The following is a 16,070-nucleotide window of genomic DNA, read 5'->3' as shown; positions in this document are numbered from 1 at the left end:
TTTTTATAAATAAAGAGGATTTATCAAAAAATAACATAAATATTTAGAATAACATAAAAAATAAATAATATGGTTATTTGTAAGGAATCTAATGTATTATAACTTACAATTTAAATTTAAATTATAATAAATATAAAATTAAATTATAAAAATGACAAAAAATAACAAAAAGTATGTACAATAAATAAAATATTACCTACTATTTGTTGAAATTAAATTGTTATAATACTTATTTTTTAGTATAATAAAATTGGCGATAAGTAAATAAGGAGGGTTATTATAAACTATGATTAATAGCAATGTAGACCACAGTCTAAAAGTTGTAGAAATGAAAAGTATAACTAAAAAGTTTGGAAATTTCACAGCTAACGATAATATAAATTTGACTGTACATAAAGGTGAGGTACATGCTTTATTAGGTGAAAATGGAGCAGGAAAGTCAACATTAATGAATATTCTTTATGGGCTATACCATCCGACTTCAGGGGAGATATTTATAAAAGGGGAAAACGTTAGAATGGAAAACCCTAATGTAGCGATATCTCATGGGATAGGTATGGTTCACCAACATTTCATGTTAGTACAGCCATTTACAGTTGCTCAGAATATAATACTAGGTACAGAACCTACAAAAGGTATCGGAGCAATAGACATGAAAAAAGCGATAGAAGATGTTAGTGATCTTTCAAAAAAATATGGATTACATGTAGATCCTAATTCAAAAGTAGAAGATATAAGTGTTGGGATGCAACAAAGAGTTGAAATACTGAAAGCTTTATACAGAGGGGCAGACATACTAATATTAGATGAACCTACTGCAGTTTTAACGCCACAAGAAATAAATGAGCTTATGAATATTATAAAGAACTTAACTAAGCAAGGAAAATCAGTAATAATAATAACTCATAAATTAAAAGAAATAAAGGCAGCAGCAGATTACTGTACTATCATAAGAAGAGGTAAAGATATAGGAACGGTAAAGGTAGCAGATACAACAGAAGATGAATTGGCAGCTATGATGGTAGGTAGAGAAGTAAGCTTTAAAGTTGATAAAGAAGATTCTAAAGTAGGAGATATAATACTTGAAGTTAAAAATATAAGTGCTAAAGACAATAGAAAAGTACAAGTATTAAATGATTTATCTTTAGAGGTAAGAGCTGGAGAAATTTTAGGAATAGCAGGTGTAGATGGAAATGGTCAATCTGAACTTGTTGAAATATTAACTGGGTTGAAAAAAGCAGATTCAGGAAGTGTAAAGGTTAATGGTTCTGAACTTATAAATGAAAAGCCAATTAATATATTCAAAAAAGGTATAAAAAATATACCAGAGGATAGACATAAAAGAGGGCTTATACTAGATTTTACAGTTGCTGAAAATACAGTTTTACAAAGATATAAAGAAAAAAGATTCTCTAAAAATGGAGTTTTAAATAATAAAGAAATTGAAAAACATGCAAACGAAATAATAGAAGAATTTGATGTTAGACCAACTGATTTTACATTAAAGGCTAGATCTTTATCTGGAGGAAATCAACAAAAGGTCATAATTGGTAGAGAGGTTGACAACATAAGAGTAGATAGAGATGCGACAGGACAACCTCAGGTATTAATAGCAACGCAACCTACTAGAGGGTTAGATGTTGGAGCAATTGAATTTGTTCATAAGGCGATAGTTGAACAAAGAGATGCAGGTAATGCAGTTTTATTAGTATCTTTAGAACTTGATGAAGTTATGAATCTATCAGATAGAATAGCTGTAATTTATGAAGGAAAAATAGTTGGCATTGTGGATGCTAAGAATGCAGATGAAAATACTTTAGGATTTATGATGGCAGGAGGTGTAGATAATGAGTAATGATGTTAAGGCAAAAAAGAAAATTTCTTTTGCTAATAATACGATAGTATTTTCTATTATATCTATATTTTTAGGATTATTAGTAGGGGCAATAGCTTTAACTATAGCGGGATTTAATCCAATAGAAGCTTATTCAGTAATGATTGAAGGAATAATCGGTAAACCTAAGTATATAGCATGGACTATTATAAAGGCTACTCCGTTAATTTTAACAGGTTTATCAATAGCTTTTGCGTTTAAAACAGGATTATTCAATATAGGTGCAGAAGGTCAGTTTATTATAGGTGCTTTAGCAGCAACTATAGTAGGATATACAGTTCATTTACCAGCAATAATACATATACCTCTTACTTTAGCTGTAGCTGCACTAGCGGGAGCCTGTTGGGGAGGATTTGCAGGTTTTTTAAAATCAAAATTTGGAGTTAATGAAGTTATATCTACCATAATGTTAAACTGGATTGCGTTTTATCTGAATAATTATATGATAATGCAACCATGGTTAAGAGAAGGTAATAGTGAAGCATCTCATATGATAAATGAGAGTGCAAGCATAAGTATAGATTGGTTAACGGGACTAGTAGGACCAGCCACAAAGGCTAACTGGGGTATAATAATAGCAATTATATTAGTTTTAATAATAGCTTTTATATTATCTAAAACAACTTTAGGATACGAACTTAGAGGTGTTGGATACAATAAATTTGGAGCTGAATATGGAGGAATAAATATAAATTCATCTATATTTAAATCTATGGCTATAGCAGGTATGCTTGCAGCATTAGCGGGAGCAGTTCAAGTTATGGGTGTAGCACAAAATATAACAGTACTTGCAGCACCAGAAGGAAATGGATTTGATGGGATAGCTGTTGCACTTATTGCTAACAGTAATCCTATAGGTGTAATTTTCTCAGGATTATTATTTGGAGCTCTTAAGTATGGTGGAACAAAAATGCAAACTATACAAGCTCCATCAGAAGTAATAAACATTGTTATAGGGTCTATTGTTTACTTTATAGCACTAAGTAGTGTAATAAGAATGTTATTTATCAAATATAAGAATAAAAAGAAACAAGGGGGACTTGAATAATGGAAGATTTAGCTTTAATTTTAAGTACGACTTTAATGTACTCTACGCCCCTTATATTTACAGCATTAGGTGGAGTATTATCAGAGAATTCAGGTATAGTTAATATAGGATTAGAGGGTATGATGACTATAGGTGCTTTCGCAGGGGCAGCAGCAGGTTATTTAGTAGGTAATCCATGGATAGCATTTTTAATAGGTGGATTAGCAGGTGGTTTATTTGCATTAATACATGCTATTGCAACTGTAAGTTTTAATGCAGATCATACTATATCAGGTGTTGCTATAAATTTACTGGCACCTGGAGTAGCATTATTTTCTTCGAAAATATTATTTGATGGAGCAACGATGACTCCAACTATAGCTATGGAAGATAAAATACCAAGACCTTTAAATGGTTTATTTGCAGAAGGTAGTATATTAAATACAGTTTTTAACACTTATGCAACAGTATTTATAGCATTTATACTTGTAGCTGTAGTGTGGTATGTTTTATATAAAACAAAGTTAGGACTTAGAATAAGATCTGTTGGAGAACATCCAGGAGCAGCAGATACTTTAGGTATTAATGTAAATCGCGTTAGATATATTGCGGTAATTTCATCTGGTATATTAGCTGGTTTGGGAGGAGCATCTATGAGCTTAGCTATTGTTTCTTCGTTTAGACCAACATTGATCTCTGGACAAGGATATATAGCTATGGCGGCTGTTATATTCGGTAAGTGGAAGCCGCAAGGAGCTATGGCAGCTTGTTTACTATTTGGTTTCTCAACTGCTCTATCTGTATTCTTTGGGAACCCAGAACTTCCATTTAGAATAAATGAGAATTTATTATCTATGATACCATATGTAATAACATTAGTGGTGTTAGTGTTATTTATAAAATCTTCTAAAGCTCCGGCAGCATTAGGAAACCCATATAAAAAAGGTGAAAGATAAAAAAAGATGATAGCATTGCTATCATCTTTTTTTATGTCTAAAATAAATATAAAAAAATTATTATTAGTCTATTAAAAATGAAAATAAGTATATAAAATATTAGTTGCATTATAAAAGTAAAATCGATATAGAAGGAACGGTGAAATGAAAGCAGTACATAGTAGACAATCTTTTGTAATTGATGGTGATTTATGTCTAGCGTTGGTAGATAAAAGAATTACTTGCGATATAGAACTAGAATTAAAAAGAAGAAAAATACAAATAATAAAAACTATAGAATGTAAAGAATGTTATGATGCTATAAAATATCATCCAGATATATGTGTATGCAACTTAGGTGAAGGAAATATAGTTGTAGCGCCAAATGTATATGAGTTTTATTCAGAGATATTAATTCCATTAGGATTTAATGTAATTAAAGGAAGTCGCTATATAGAAAAAAAATATCCTAACAATATTCAATATAATGTAACTATGATGGGAAGATTTGCAATACATAATTTTGATTATACAGATGAAAAAATTTTAGACTACATAAACAAAAAAAATCTTATAAAGGTAAATGTAAAACAGGGATATTCTAAATGTTCGATTTGTATAGTTGATGAAAATTCAATTATAACTTCTGATAAAGGGATATATAAATCTGTAAAACAATATGGTATAGATTGCCTTCTTATAAGACCTGGAAATATAAATTTATTTCAATTAGATTATGGATTTATAGGTGGATGTACAGGGTTTATAAGTAAAAATGAAATAGCTTTTTTAGGAGATGTAAAAAAACATCCAGATTATGAACTTATAAAAAAATTTATAAAATCAAAAAATAAGGAAATAGTAAGTTTAAGCAAAGAACAATTATTAGATTTAGGTTCTATAATTCCTTTGATGACTAGAAAGGAGTGATGACTATGGACAACAAAGAGATTTATCTGAGCTTATTGCCTAAATATGAATTAGCTGTAAATCAATTTGTAAAACAAACTAAGTTTAGCAATATTATAAATTACAATGATGATGTTATAGAAATAAAAATAAGCACGAAGGATAGAACGGATGAAACAGTTCTAGAAATATCAAGAGAGATAACTGATATTTTGATGCAAGTAATAAAAGAGGTTATATTGAAGGAATATATACAGAAATCATATGGAGATAAGTATAATCAGGAAATAGAAAAAATATATTTAAAATCATTAGAAGTATTTAAAAGTAAAGACTTATTATTAAGAGAAATAATATTTTGTAGAATGAATAATTACATATTAAATAATGACCATATAGATGTGGATGGTTTTGTAAAGTTTAGAATGAAAGAACTAATGGGATATATAGCTAACATTTGTGAAGATGCACTAGAAGAATATTTAATAGAGAAAGACTATGATGAATTCATTAGTGTATTAAGATATTTTATAAATGTACAAGAAACTAAAATTGACACATTGAAAGTATACATAAGGAAAGATAACTCGTTCATATTATATGATAAAAATGACAACATAATAGAAAATGAAAATGATGAAGAGTTAATAAATATGTTTATAAAAGAAAATTTAAATTATGAAGATTTCTTAATTAGTACATTGCTTTCTTTGTGCCCAAATCATATAATTATATACGATTCTTTACAAACTAACTCATCTAGAGAAATTATAGATACTATAAAAGCGATATTTGAAGAAAAGGTAGAAGAAAAAAATAAATCTTAAAATTTAAAAAATGTATTGAAAAAAAATCATTAAAGTATAAAATATATATTGTTTCTAATTAAAATAATAAGGAGATTTGAGATGAACAATATATATATAATTTTGATAATGGCAATTATTGGAGGTATTATCGGATATGTAACTAATAAATTAGCTATAAAGCTTATATTTAGGCCTATAAATCCTATAAAAATACCTCTTGCAAATTTTGAAATAATAGGTCTTATCCCGAAGCGAAGAAAAGAAATAGCTATAAAAATAGGAGAAGTTATCCAAGATGAGTTTGTATCTTTAGATGATATATTAGAAAATTTAATAACAGAAGAAGATAAAGTAAAAGCTACTGAATATATAAAGTCTAAAGTTAATTCTATAGTAGAGGAAAAAGCGACTCTTATACCTAGTTATATAAAATCTGTTATAAAAAACTATATAGAGGATATAATAGAAAAAGAAGTTAGTGCTTCTATTGATGAACTAGGAAGTGAAGTTGTATCAAAAGCGCATGAAAGAGTAAATATACAACAAATAGTAGAGGAAAAAGTTGATAGCTTAGATTTACTTGAATTAGAAGATATAATACTTAGTATAGCAAGCAATGAGTTAAAGCATATAGAATTATTGGGATTAATACTAGGTTTTGTTATAGGAATAATACAAGGTATAATAACAATTTTTATATAAATTTTATGTAACAAAAAAATATTTAAATTTATATAATATTTAGAGTTGATATATATCGCTTGATTTGATATAATTTGTATTAATATTAATATAGTTGCTATGAAAAGGAAGAGTAAAATAGAAACAATTTTCAGAGAGGATATATCATAGGCTGAAAGTATATCTAAAAATGACTATTTGAAAACTACCTTGGAGCAGAGTTTAGTAGCTTATAAGCGCTTATAAGTAAAAGTACTCGGTTGACAACCTTATAGTCATCAAGAGGGCAATGTTTATAACATGCCAACTTGGGTGGAACCGCGAATGTTACTCGTCCCATGATTTTCATGGGCCGAGTTTTTTTATTTTATACAAAAAAATTAAGGAGGTAAGGTCATGATAAAAGTTACTTTAAAAGACGGATCTGTAAAGGAGTACTCTAAAGGTACTACAGTTATGGATATTGCTAAATCGATAAGTGAAGGATTAGCTAGAAGTATAGTAGCTGCATCTGTTAATGAAGAGGTTGTTGGGTTAGATTTCGAAGTTAATGAAGATTGCGAATTAAATTTATTTAAATTTGATGATGAAGAAGGAAAAGATGTGTTCAGACATACATCTGCTCACATGCTAGCACAAGCTATAAAAAGACTATACCCTGAAGCTAAATTAGCTATAGGGCCAAGTATTGAAAATGGATTCTACTATGATATAGATTTAGAGTACAGATTAACTCCAGAGGATTTAGAAAAGATAGAAGCTGAAATGAAAAAAATAGCTAAAGAAGATTTAGCTATAGAGAGATTTGAATTAAGTAGAGAAGATGCTATAAAGTTAATGGAAGAACAAGGGGAAAACTATAAGGTAGAACTTATATCAGAACTACCTGAAGGAGAAATTATATCTTTCTATAAACAAGGAGATTTTACAGATTTATGTAGAGGGCCACATTTATCTTCTACTAAAAAGGTTAAAGCTATAAGACTTCAAAACGTAACAGGGGCTTACTGGCGTGGAGATGAAAAAAATAAGATGTTACAAAGAATATATGGAACATCTTTTGAAAAGAATAAAGATTTAGAAGCATACTTACACTTAGTAGAAGAAGCTAAGAAAAGAGACCATAGAAAATTAGGTAGAGAATTAGAATTATTCTTCATACCAGAAGAAGGGCCAGGATTTCCATTATTCTTACCAAAAGGTATGGAACTTAAAAATGAATTATTAAAATTCTGGAGAGAGCTACACAGAAAAGACGGATATGTAGAGATAGAAACTCCTATAATATTAAACCAAAAATTATGGGAAACTTCAGGACACTGGTATCACTATAAAGAAAACATGTACACTGTAGATATAGATGATATGCAATTTGCTATAAAACCAATGAACTGCCCAGGTGGTATGTTATACTATAACTTTAAGCAACATTCATACAAAGATTTCCCTATGAGAGTGGCTGAGTTAGGAAGAGTTCATAGACATGAATTATCTGGAGCTTTAAATGGTCTTAAGAGAGTTAGAGCATTTACTCAAGATGATGCACATATATTCATGCTACCAGAGCAAATAAAAGATGAAATAAAAGGTGTTGTTTCATTAATAGATAAGGTGTATTCTGCATTTGGATTTGAATATCACTTAGAGTTATCAACTAGACCAGAAGATTCAATGGGAACAGATGAAGAGTGGGAAGCAGCTGAAAACGGATTAAGAGAAGCTTTAGAAGAATTAAATCTACCTTATGTAATAAATGAAGGAGATGGAGCATTCTATGGTCCTAAGATAGACTTCCACTTAAAAGATTGCTTAGGAAGAACTTGGCAATGTGGAACTATACAATTAGATATGCAATTACCACAAAGATTTGATATTAGTTATGTAGGCGAAGATGGGGAAAAACATAGACCTGTTATGATCCATAGAGTTGCATTAGGAAGTATAGAAAGATTTATAGGTATATTAATAGAACATTATGCTGGTAAATTCCCAACTTGGATATCTCCGGTTCAAGCTAAAATATTACTAGTATCTGATAGATTTAAAGAATATGCAGAAGAAGTTAAAAATGCATTATTTGATAAAGGTATAAGAGTAGAACTTGATGATAGAGCTGAAAAAATCGGATATAAAATAAGAGAGGCTCAACTTCAAAAAGTTCCTTACATGTTAGTGGTTGGAGAAAAAGAAGTTAATGAAAAGAAAGTTTCTGTAAGATCAAGAGATAATGGAGAAATGGGTGCAATGGATATAGATGCATTTATTGCAAATGTATTAAAAGAAGTAGAAGAAAGAACTAATGTAATTCAAGCATAATAAACAATAAAAAAGTTAGCCTTTAAGGCTAACTTTTTTTTATACACATTCTTTTCTTATTATATTTTTTAACTCTTCGTGAGTCATAGTTTCTTTGTCAAATAGATGTTGAGAAACTAAATGAAGGTCATTTAAACTTGAGTTTAGAAGATTAAGAGTTTCTTCATAACAAGAGTCTATTATACTAGTAGTTTCTTCTTGGATTTGTTTTGATAAAAAGCTTTTTTGATTTTGATCTATAGTCATAGCTCCAAGATTACTCATACCATAGTCACAAACCATTTGAGTTGCTATATCAGTTACTTTTTTTAAGTCATCCTTAGCTCCTGTAGATTTATGACCAAATATTATTTCTTCAGCAGCTTTACCTGCAAGTAAGATTTTAATTTTTCCTAAAAGTTCATCTTTAGTATAAATATATCTATCTTCATCTGGAAGTTGAAGTACATATCCTAGTGCTTGACCTCGAGGTATTATAGATATTTTTTGTATAGGGTTTATACCTAATGTATTACTAACTAAAGCATGACCAGCTTCGTGGTAAGACACTATACGTTTTTCTTTTTCAATAAGTTTTGAATTTTTTGATTCAAGTCCAGCGATAACTCTTTCAATAGCTTTGTCAAAATGAATACTATTGATATTTTCGCTGCTTTCTCTTACTGCAAATATAGCAGCTTCATTTGCTATATTTGCTAAGTGAGCACCATTGAACCCGTGAGTTTTTTTAGCTAATAAGTTTAAGTCTACGGAGTTATCAATTGGTTTGTTTTTAGTATGAACTTTTAGTATTTCTAATCTAGTGTGATAATTAGGTTCTCCTATATGGACATGTCTGTCAAATCTACCTGGTCTAAGTAATGCATCATCTAATAAGTCTAGTCTATTAGTTGAACCTACTATAAGTATGTTAGAATCTTTATTAAATCCATCCATCTCAACAAGAAGTTGGTTTAATGTTTGATCCTTTTCATTATTACTTTCTAGATGTCTTTTGGCTCCTATTGCGTCAATTTCATCTATAAATATTATACTAGGGGCTTCTTTTCTAGCCTTTTCAAACAATGTTCTAACTCTTTTTGCCCCTACACCAACATATTTTTCAACGAATTCAGATCCTGTTACATTGAAAAATGATGCGTTCGTTTCACCAGCCATAGCTGATGCAAGCAATGTTTTACCTGTACCAGGAGGTCCATAGAATAAAACACCTTTAGGAATTTTAGCACCCATTTTTTGATACTTTGTTGGGTTTTTCATAAAATCAACTATTTCAAATAGTTCTTCTTTAACCTCTTCTAATCCAGCAACATCATTAAATGTTGTTTTAGGCTTAGTTGAATCAGAGTTGTCATTAGAAGTTTCTTTTTCCATTTTTGTCTGATTAAACGCAGGCGCAGGGTTGTTGATTTTCTTAAAAAAATTATTTAACATTTTCATAGTCAAACACCTCAGTTATAAAAATTGTTGTTATTACATATATTTGCCGATTTTCAAATTAATATTATTAAATTTTTATATTTTTCAAATTAAAAATATTTAATTCATTAAAAGTATGTCCATAAATCTAATAATTAATTATAAAATTAAAAAAATAATTGACACTTATTTAAACTGATGGTATAGTATATAGAGTAATAAAAAACAAGAAGAAGTCCGCTTCTCACCTTACAACAATAAAGTTAGTAAGGTAAATATAAGTTAAGATTTAAGCGTTTTATTAATTGTAGTAACTTATATGGCGGATGATGATATCATTCGCCTTTTTTAATATAAAATTGGAGGTGTCCTACTATTAGTAAGGAATTAGCAATCAATGATGAGATAAGAGATAAGGAAATAAGAGTTCTTTCAGAAACTGGTGAGCAACTTGGAATAATGACTTCTAGAGATGCACAATTAATGGCAAACGAGAAGAATTTAGATTTAGTAAAAATATCACCTAATGCGAACCCACCAGTATGCAAGTTAATGGATTATGGTAAATATAAATATGAACAATCTAGAAAAGAAAAAGAATCTAAGAAGAAGCAAAAGGTCGTAACTGTAAAAGAAGTTAGATTAAGACCAGGTATAGAAGAAAACGACATAAATACAAAAGCAAATAATGCTATTAAATTCCTTAAAAAAGGAGACAAAGTTAAGGTTGAACTTAGATTTAGAGGTAGAGAACTAGGGCATAAGGATTTAGGAAAACAAGTAATGCTTAAGTTTATAGACCTAGTAAAAGAGTTTGGAGAACCAACAAAAGCCCCTGCATTTGAGGGTAATAACATGGTTGTAATGATAGATCCAAAAAAATAGATATACATTTGAGAGGAGGATATTAATATGCCTAAAATGAAAACTCATAGAGGAGCAGCTAAGAGATTCAAAAAGACTGCTAGTGGAAAATTAAAGAGAGGTAAAGCTTTCAGAAGACATATACTAACTAAGAAAGATGCTAAGACTAAAATGCAATTAAGAAAGTCTGGAGTAGTTAGTGAAGGTGATGCTAGAAGAATAGCACAATTATTACCATACTTATAAGATCGAATACAAATAGATAAAAATTATTTAGAACAGAGAAACGAAGGAGGTTACGACGATGGCAAGAGTTAAAAAAGCTATGAACGCTCGTAAGAAGCATAAGAAAGTATTAAAACTTGCAAAAGGTTACAGAGGATCAAGAAGTAAATTATACAGACCAGCTAACGAGTTTGTAATGAAAGCATTAAAGCACGCTTATGTTGGTAGAAAATTAAAGAAGAGAGATTTCAGAAAACTTTGGATACAAAGAATAAATGCAGCTACTAGAGCTAACGGAATGTCTTATTCAAGATTTATGAACGGATTAAAATTAGCAGGTGTTGAAGTTAACAGAAAAATGTTATCTGAAATGGCTATAAACGATCCTCAAGGATTCGCTAAATTAGTAGAAGTTGCTAAATCAAAATTAGCTTAATTATATAAAACTCTGGGTTTTGACTCAGAGTTTTTTTTATGCATTTAAACATTAGATTAAACAAAAAATTGCTGGAAAATCAATTTAACTTGCATATAAAATAAAGTGAAATTTTTATCAAATGAGAAAAGTTACATATGTTAAATTTATGTAAAGATATAATAAATATTTTTAAAATTACAAATTTCCATTTAAGTATAGATATATTTAAAAACTAAGTATATAATGTATTTTATTATTGTTATAAGCACAATAATATAGTTATACAAAATGAAGATTTAATTATAATATATACAGGAGGAGATAAAGTAGGTGAAAGAGTTTATTTTAAAGATTAAAAAGCCGATTAATAAATTAAATCCACCTCAAATAATGGTAATTGGTTTTGCTACTGTTATATTAATAGGAGCGATACTACTTACACTTCCTATTGCTACAAACACGGGAGAATCTACTCCATTTGTAGATGCTTTATTTACGTCTACGTCTGCGGTCTGTGTAACAGGTTTAGTAGTAGTAGATACAGCTACACATTGGAACTTATTTGGACAAATTGTAATAATTGCATTAATTCAAGTCGGTGGTTTAGGATTTATGACAATAACAACTTTATTTGCATTAATAACTAAAAAAAGGATAAATCTGAAAGAAAGACTTCTTATACAAGAGGCATTAAATCAAATTGACCTATCTGGATTAGTTAAACTAACTAGATATGTATTATTGATGACTTTTGTTATAGAAGGATTTGGAGCGTTAATATTATCAACAGTATTTATACCTGAATTTGGTTTAGTTAAAGGGATATGGTTTAGTATTTTCCATGCTATTTCAGCATTCTGTAATGCTGGATTTGACCTTATGGGGAATATAAGCGGACCATTTACTTCAATTACAAAATATGTAAATAATATAACGGTAAGTCTTACTATCTCAGCGCTTATAGTGCTTGGAGGTATAGGATTCCCGGTAATTTTAGATGTAGTAAAAAATAAAAAACCATCTAAATTAAATATACATTCAAAAGTAGTATTAATAACAACGGCAACATTAATAATTACTGGTATGGTATTTATATTATTTATAGAATATTCAAATCCTAAAACACTAGGAGATCTTTCATTAAAAGGTAAACTATTAGGATCATTATTCCAATCAATTACACCGAGAACTGCTGGATTTAATACTATAGACTTAGCATCTATGCATCAGGGCAGTTTATTTATAATGATTATTTTAATGTTTATAGGAGCATCACCTTGTTCTACAGGTGGAGGTATAAAAACTACAACTATTGCAACTATAGTACTTGCTGTAAGAAGCTTTATATTTGAAAGAGAAGATATAGAAGTATTTGAAAGAAGAGTCGGGATTAATGCAGTAAGAAAGTCTATAGCAATATTCTTTATAGGAATATTAGTTGTATTTGTAGGGATTTTAATTATAAACTTAACACAAGAATCTTTTGATTTAATAGAATCAGCATTTGAGGTTGCATCAGCATTTGCAACAGTAGGTTCAAGTATAGGAGGAAGTCCTAATTTAAACGTATTTGGTAAAATAGTAATAATGATGTATATGTTTATGGGAAGAGTAGGATTCTTAACTATATTTATAGCATTGGTTGCTAAAAATTCTGTTAAAAAACAAGTTATAAGATTCCCTGAAGGTAAAATTATAGTAGGATAGAAAGTTAGGAGAGAACAGGTATGAAACAATATATAGTTATAGGTTGTGGAAGATTTGGATCGTCAGTAGCAACTACAATGCATTTACTAGGACATCAAGTAATGGCAATAGATAAAAGTGATGATGCAGTACAAGCTATATCTGAAAAAGTTACACATGCAGCGATTGTAGATGTTACGGATGAACAAGCACTAAGAGCTTTAGGTATGGGAAATTTTGATGTAGCAATAATTGCGATAGGTTCAGATATAAGAGCTTCTATAATGGCTACTTTAATAGCTAAGGAAATGGGTGTAGAGCAAATTGTATGTAAGGCAAAAGATGAACTACAAGCTAAAGTTTTATATAAAATAGGTGCTGATAGAGTTGTATTCCCTGAAAGAGATATGGGAGTTAGAGTAGCACATAATTTAGTTTCAAATAATATATTAGACCATATAGAGTTAGATCCAGACTATTCTATAGTTGAAATTGTTACACCTAGAGAATGGGAAGGTAAGACATTAATAGAATTAGATTTAAGAGCTAAATATGAAATAACAGTATTAGCTATAAAGTGTGATAAAACTATAAATGTTACACCATCTCCAGAAGAAAAATTAAATGCAGGAAGTATATTAGTTGTTATAGGTCAAAACAGTAAAATAAGTACAATAACAGCAGATAGTGACTTTTCATTTAGGAGAAAATAAAAAATGATAGTATCGATAAGTAGTAAGGATAATGAAAAAGTTAAATTAACTAAATCTCTTTTAAAAAGCAAAAATAGATTAAAAGAGTCTAAATTTTTAATAGAAGGATTTAGAATTTTAACTCAAGCTATAGATTGTAGTGCAGATTTGCAATATGTATTTATAAATGAAAATTTTGAGACTAAAGAAGAACATGTTGAATTCTTAAAAGTTTTAGAAAGTAAAAATATAAAAGTATACAAAACTACAAATAAGATATTTAATGAGTTTATAGATACAGAAAGCACTCAAGGTATAGTTGGAGTTGTTGGTATACAAAAAAATAATATTCAAGATATTTTAGATGAAAATTGCAGATTTGTATTAATTTTAGATAGAATACAAGACCCAGGGAATATGGGGACTATAATAAGAACAGCAGATGCAGCAGGTGTAGATGCTATAATAAACTTAAAAGGTTGTGTAGATATATATAATAGTAAAGTTACGAGATCTACAATGGGGTCAATATTTGATATGAAAATAATAAATATGACTCAAGAGGAAGCATTAAAAGAACTAAAAGATAGGAAATTTGATATTGTATCAAGTTATTTAAATACAAATAACTTTTATGATGGAGTAGAATATAACTATAAAACAGCTCTTGTTATAGGTAATGAAGCTAATGGTGTTAATGATGAACTTATAGAAGAATCAGATATACTAGTTAAAATACCTATATACGGAAAAGCTGAATCTTTAAATGCAGCTATAAGCTCAGCTATACTTATGTATGAAATCAAAAAATATATGATATAATAGAGTTGTATTGAAAATTCACACTATATATGATATAATTTACAATCAAAGTTTAATATTTAAAATACTATGAAAGAGAAAAGTATTTTAATAGTCCTTAGCGCAGAGATAAGTACCTAGGCTGAAAGTACTTTCTAAGTTATTAAAAGAAGTTCCCTCTGGAGTATCATGGCTGAAATTTAAGTAGGTTATGACGTTTAAAACACGTTACGTTTTTCGAGTGGTTTGAATTATTTTTAATAAATCAAGCTACTAGGGTGGTACCGCGAAACAATAGCCTTTCGTCCCTAGATAGGGATGAAGGGCTTTTTTTGATGTATAAAAATTAAAGTGAAAGGGTGAATATAGTGCAAGAAAAACTACTTAATTTACAACAAGCAGCATTAAGTGAAATAAAAGACATGCAAGATATAGAGCAAATAGAGTCTTTAAGAGTTAAGTACTTAGGAAAAAAAGGTGAAATAACATCTATATTAAAAGAAATGGGTAAATTATCAGCTGAAGAAAGACCTGTAATAGGAAAGGTTGCTAACGAAGTTAGAGAAGCGATAGATACTGCTATAAGTACTAAAAAAGATGAATTAAAAAATATTGAAAAGCAAAGAAAATTAGCTGAAGAAGTTTTAGATGTAACTATGCCAGCTAAAGAATTTAAAGTAGGTAAAAAACATCCTATATCTCAAATTATAGATGAAGTAAATGAAATATTTATAGGAATGGGATTCTCGATAGCAGAAGGACCAGAAGTTGAAACAGTTGAAAATAACTTTGATGCATTAAATGCACCAAAAGACCATCCATCTAGAGATATGAGTGATACATTCTATATAAATGATGAATTATTACTTAGAACTCAAACATCTCCAGTTCAAGTTAGAACAATGAAAAATGAAGAGTTACCAATAAAAATAATATCTCCAGGTAGATGTTTTAGATTTGATGCTCCAGATGCAACACATTCACCAATGTTCCATCAAATAGAAGGGCTTGTAGTCGGAAAAGATGTTACTATGGCTCAATTAAAAGGAACATTAGATATGTTTGTTAAGAAGTTATTTGGAGAACATACTAAAACTAAATTTAGACCACACAACTTCCCATTCACAGAGCCAAGTGCAGAAGTAGATGTTACTTGCTTTAAGTGTCAAGGCGCAGGATGTCAGATGTGTAAAGGTGAAGGTTGGATAGAAATATTAGGAGCTGGTATGGTACATCCAAATGTATTAAGAAACTGTGGAATAGACCCTGAAGTTTATAGTGGATTTGCTTTTGGTATGGGTCTTGATAGAATAACAATGCTTAAGTATGAAATAGATGACATAAGACTATTATTCGAAAATGATATGAGATTTTTAAATCAATTTTAATTAGGA

The 16,070-nt window shown here is 29.3% G+C and carries 15 protein-coding genes and 2 other annotated features; of the genes, 14 read left to right on the top strand and 1 reads right to left on the bottom strand.

The features are described 5' to 3' along the window. The first annotated feature begins 286 nt into the window (after positions 1-286). The 7 genes from RWY47_RS00880 (at position 287) to thrS (ending at position 8,571) form a co-directional block, all read left to right on the top strand. Positions 287-1,855 (top strand): ABC transporter ATP-binding protein, encoded by a 1,569-nt coding sequence (locus RWY47_RS00880; RefSeq protein WP_224170637.1) that lies wholly within the window; start codon positions 287-289, stop codon positions 1,853-1,855. Further along, positions 1,848-2,942, top strand: coding sequence for an ABC transporter permease (locus RWY47_RS00885; protein ID WP_021428498.1), 1,095 nt, complete (start codon positions 1,848-1,850; stop codon positions 2,940-2,942). The genes RWY47_RS00880 and RWY47_RS00885 overlap by 8 nt, the downstream gene beginning before the upstream one ends. Then, positions 2,942-3,877 (top strand): ABC transporter permease, encoded by a 936-nt coding sequence (locus RWY47_RS00890; RefSeq protein WP_035116942.1) that lies wholly within the window; start codon positions 2,942-2,944, stop codon positions 3,875-3,877. Before RWY47_RS00885 ends, RWY47_RS00890 begins: the two co-directional genes overlap by 1 nt. A gap of 144 nt (positions 3,878-4,021) precedes the next feature. Continuing rightward, a complete protein-coding gene (locus tag RWY47_RS00895; RefSeq protein WP_224170638.1) occupies positions 4,022-4,786 on the top strand; it encodes a DUF6873 family GME fold protein in 765 nt (254 codons plus the stop codon). A gap of 5 nt (positions 4,787-4,791) precedes the next feature. After that, complete coding sequence (locus RWY47_RS00900) at positions 4,792-5,592, top strand: putative sporulation protein YtxC (protein ID WP_021431710.1); 801 nt, start codon at positions 4,792-4,794, stop codon at positions 5,590-5,592. A gap of 81 nt (positions 5,593-5,673) precedes the next feature. After that, complete coding sequence (locus tag RWY47_RS00905; RefSeq protein ID WP_224170639.1) at positions 5,674-6,276, top strand: DUF445 domain-containing protein; 603 nt, start codon at positions 5,674-5,676, stop codon at positions 6,274-6,276. Between the two features lie 90 nt (positions 6,277-6,366). After that, positions 6,367-6,597, top strand: a binding site (T-box leader). A gap of 54 nt (positions 6,598-6,651) precedes the next feature. Further along, a complete protein-coding gene (gene thrS / locus RWY47_RS00910) occupies positions 6,652-8,571 on the top strand; it encodes a threonine--tRNA ligase (RefSeq protein WP_224170640.1) in 1,920 nt (639 codons plus the stop codon). 39 nt (positions 8,572-8,610) lie between these two features. On the opposite strand, the gene RWY47_RS00915 is transcribed toward thrS, so the two are convergent. Continuing rightward, complete coding sequence (locus tag RWY47_RS00915; protein WP_021428474.1) at positions 8,611-10,011, bottom strand: ATP-dependent metallopeptidase FtsH/Yme1/Tma family protein; 1,401 nt, start codon at positions 10,009-10,011, stop codon at positions 8,611-8,613. Positions 10,012-10,365: 354 nt separating this feature from the next. On the opposite strand from RWY47_RS00915, the gene infC reads away from it, so the two are divergent. The 7 genes from infC (at position 10,366) to pheS (ending at position 16,064) form a co-directional block, all read left to right on the top strand. Then, positions 10,366-10,875, top strand: coding sequence for a translation initiation factor IF-3 (infC, locus tag RWY47_RS00920; RefSeq protein WP_077066026.1), 510 nt, complete (start codon positions 10,366-10,368; stop codon positions 10,873-10,875). A gap of 27 nt (positions 10,876-10,902) precedes the next feature. Further along, positions 10,903-11,100, top strand: coding sequence for a 50S ribosomal protein L35 (gene rpmI, locus RWY47_RS00925; protein ID WP_021428430.1), 198 nt, complete (start codon positions 10,903-10,905; stop codon positions 11,098-11,100). Between the two features lie 58 nt (positions 11,101-11,158). Further along, positions 11,159-11,515, top strand: a complete 357-nt coding sequence (gene rplT / locus RWY47_RS00930; protein WP_021428465.1) for a 50S ribosomal protein L20 — start codon at positions 11,159-11,161, stop codon at positions 11,513-11,515. Positions 11,516-11,827: 312 nt separating this feature from the next. Beyond that, positions 11,828-13,204 carry a TrkH family potassium uptake protein gene (locus tag RWY47_RS00935; protein ID WP_021428477.1) on the top strand — a complete coding sequence of 459 codons (1,377 nt, stop codon included), beginning with the start codon at positions 11,828-11,830 and terminating at the stop codon, positions 13,202-13,204. A gap of 20 nt (positions 13,205-13,224) precedes the next feature. After that, on the top strand, positions 13,225-13,896 hold the full coding sequence (locus tag RWY47_RS00940) for a potassium channel family protein (RefSeq protein ID WP_021428431.1): 672 nt from the start codon (positions 13,225-13,227) through the stop codon (positions 13,894-13,896). Between the two features lie 3 nt (positions 13,897-13,899). Then, positions 13,900-14,697: a TrmH family RNA methyltransferase gene (locus RWY47_RS00945; protein WP_220795989.1), complete on the top strand. Its 798-nt coding sequence runs from the start codon at positions 13,900-13,902 to the stop codon at positions 14,695-14,697. Positions 14,698-14,757: 60 nt separating this feature from the next. Beyond that, positions 14,758-14,989 (top strand) — a binding site (T-box leader). A 55-nt stretch (positions 14,990-15,044) separates the two neighbouring features. Then, entirely contained in the window at positions 15,045-16,064 is a 1,020-nt protein-coding gene (pheS, locus tag RWY47_RS00950) for a phenylalanine--tRNA ligase subunit alpha (RefSeq protein ID WP_021428375.1), read from the top strand. The last annotated feature ends 6 nt before the right edge of the window (positions 16,065-16,070 follow it).

It is taken from the genome of Paraclostridium sp. MRS3W1 (genome assembly GCF_032465715.1).
GTDB classification, from domain to species: Bacteria; Bacillota; Clostridia; order Peptostreptococcales; family Peptostreptococcaceae; genus Paraclostridium; species Paraclostridium dentum.
Note: the sequence above shows the minus strand (reverse complement) of the source record. Positions and strands in the feature narration are given on the sequence as shown.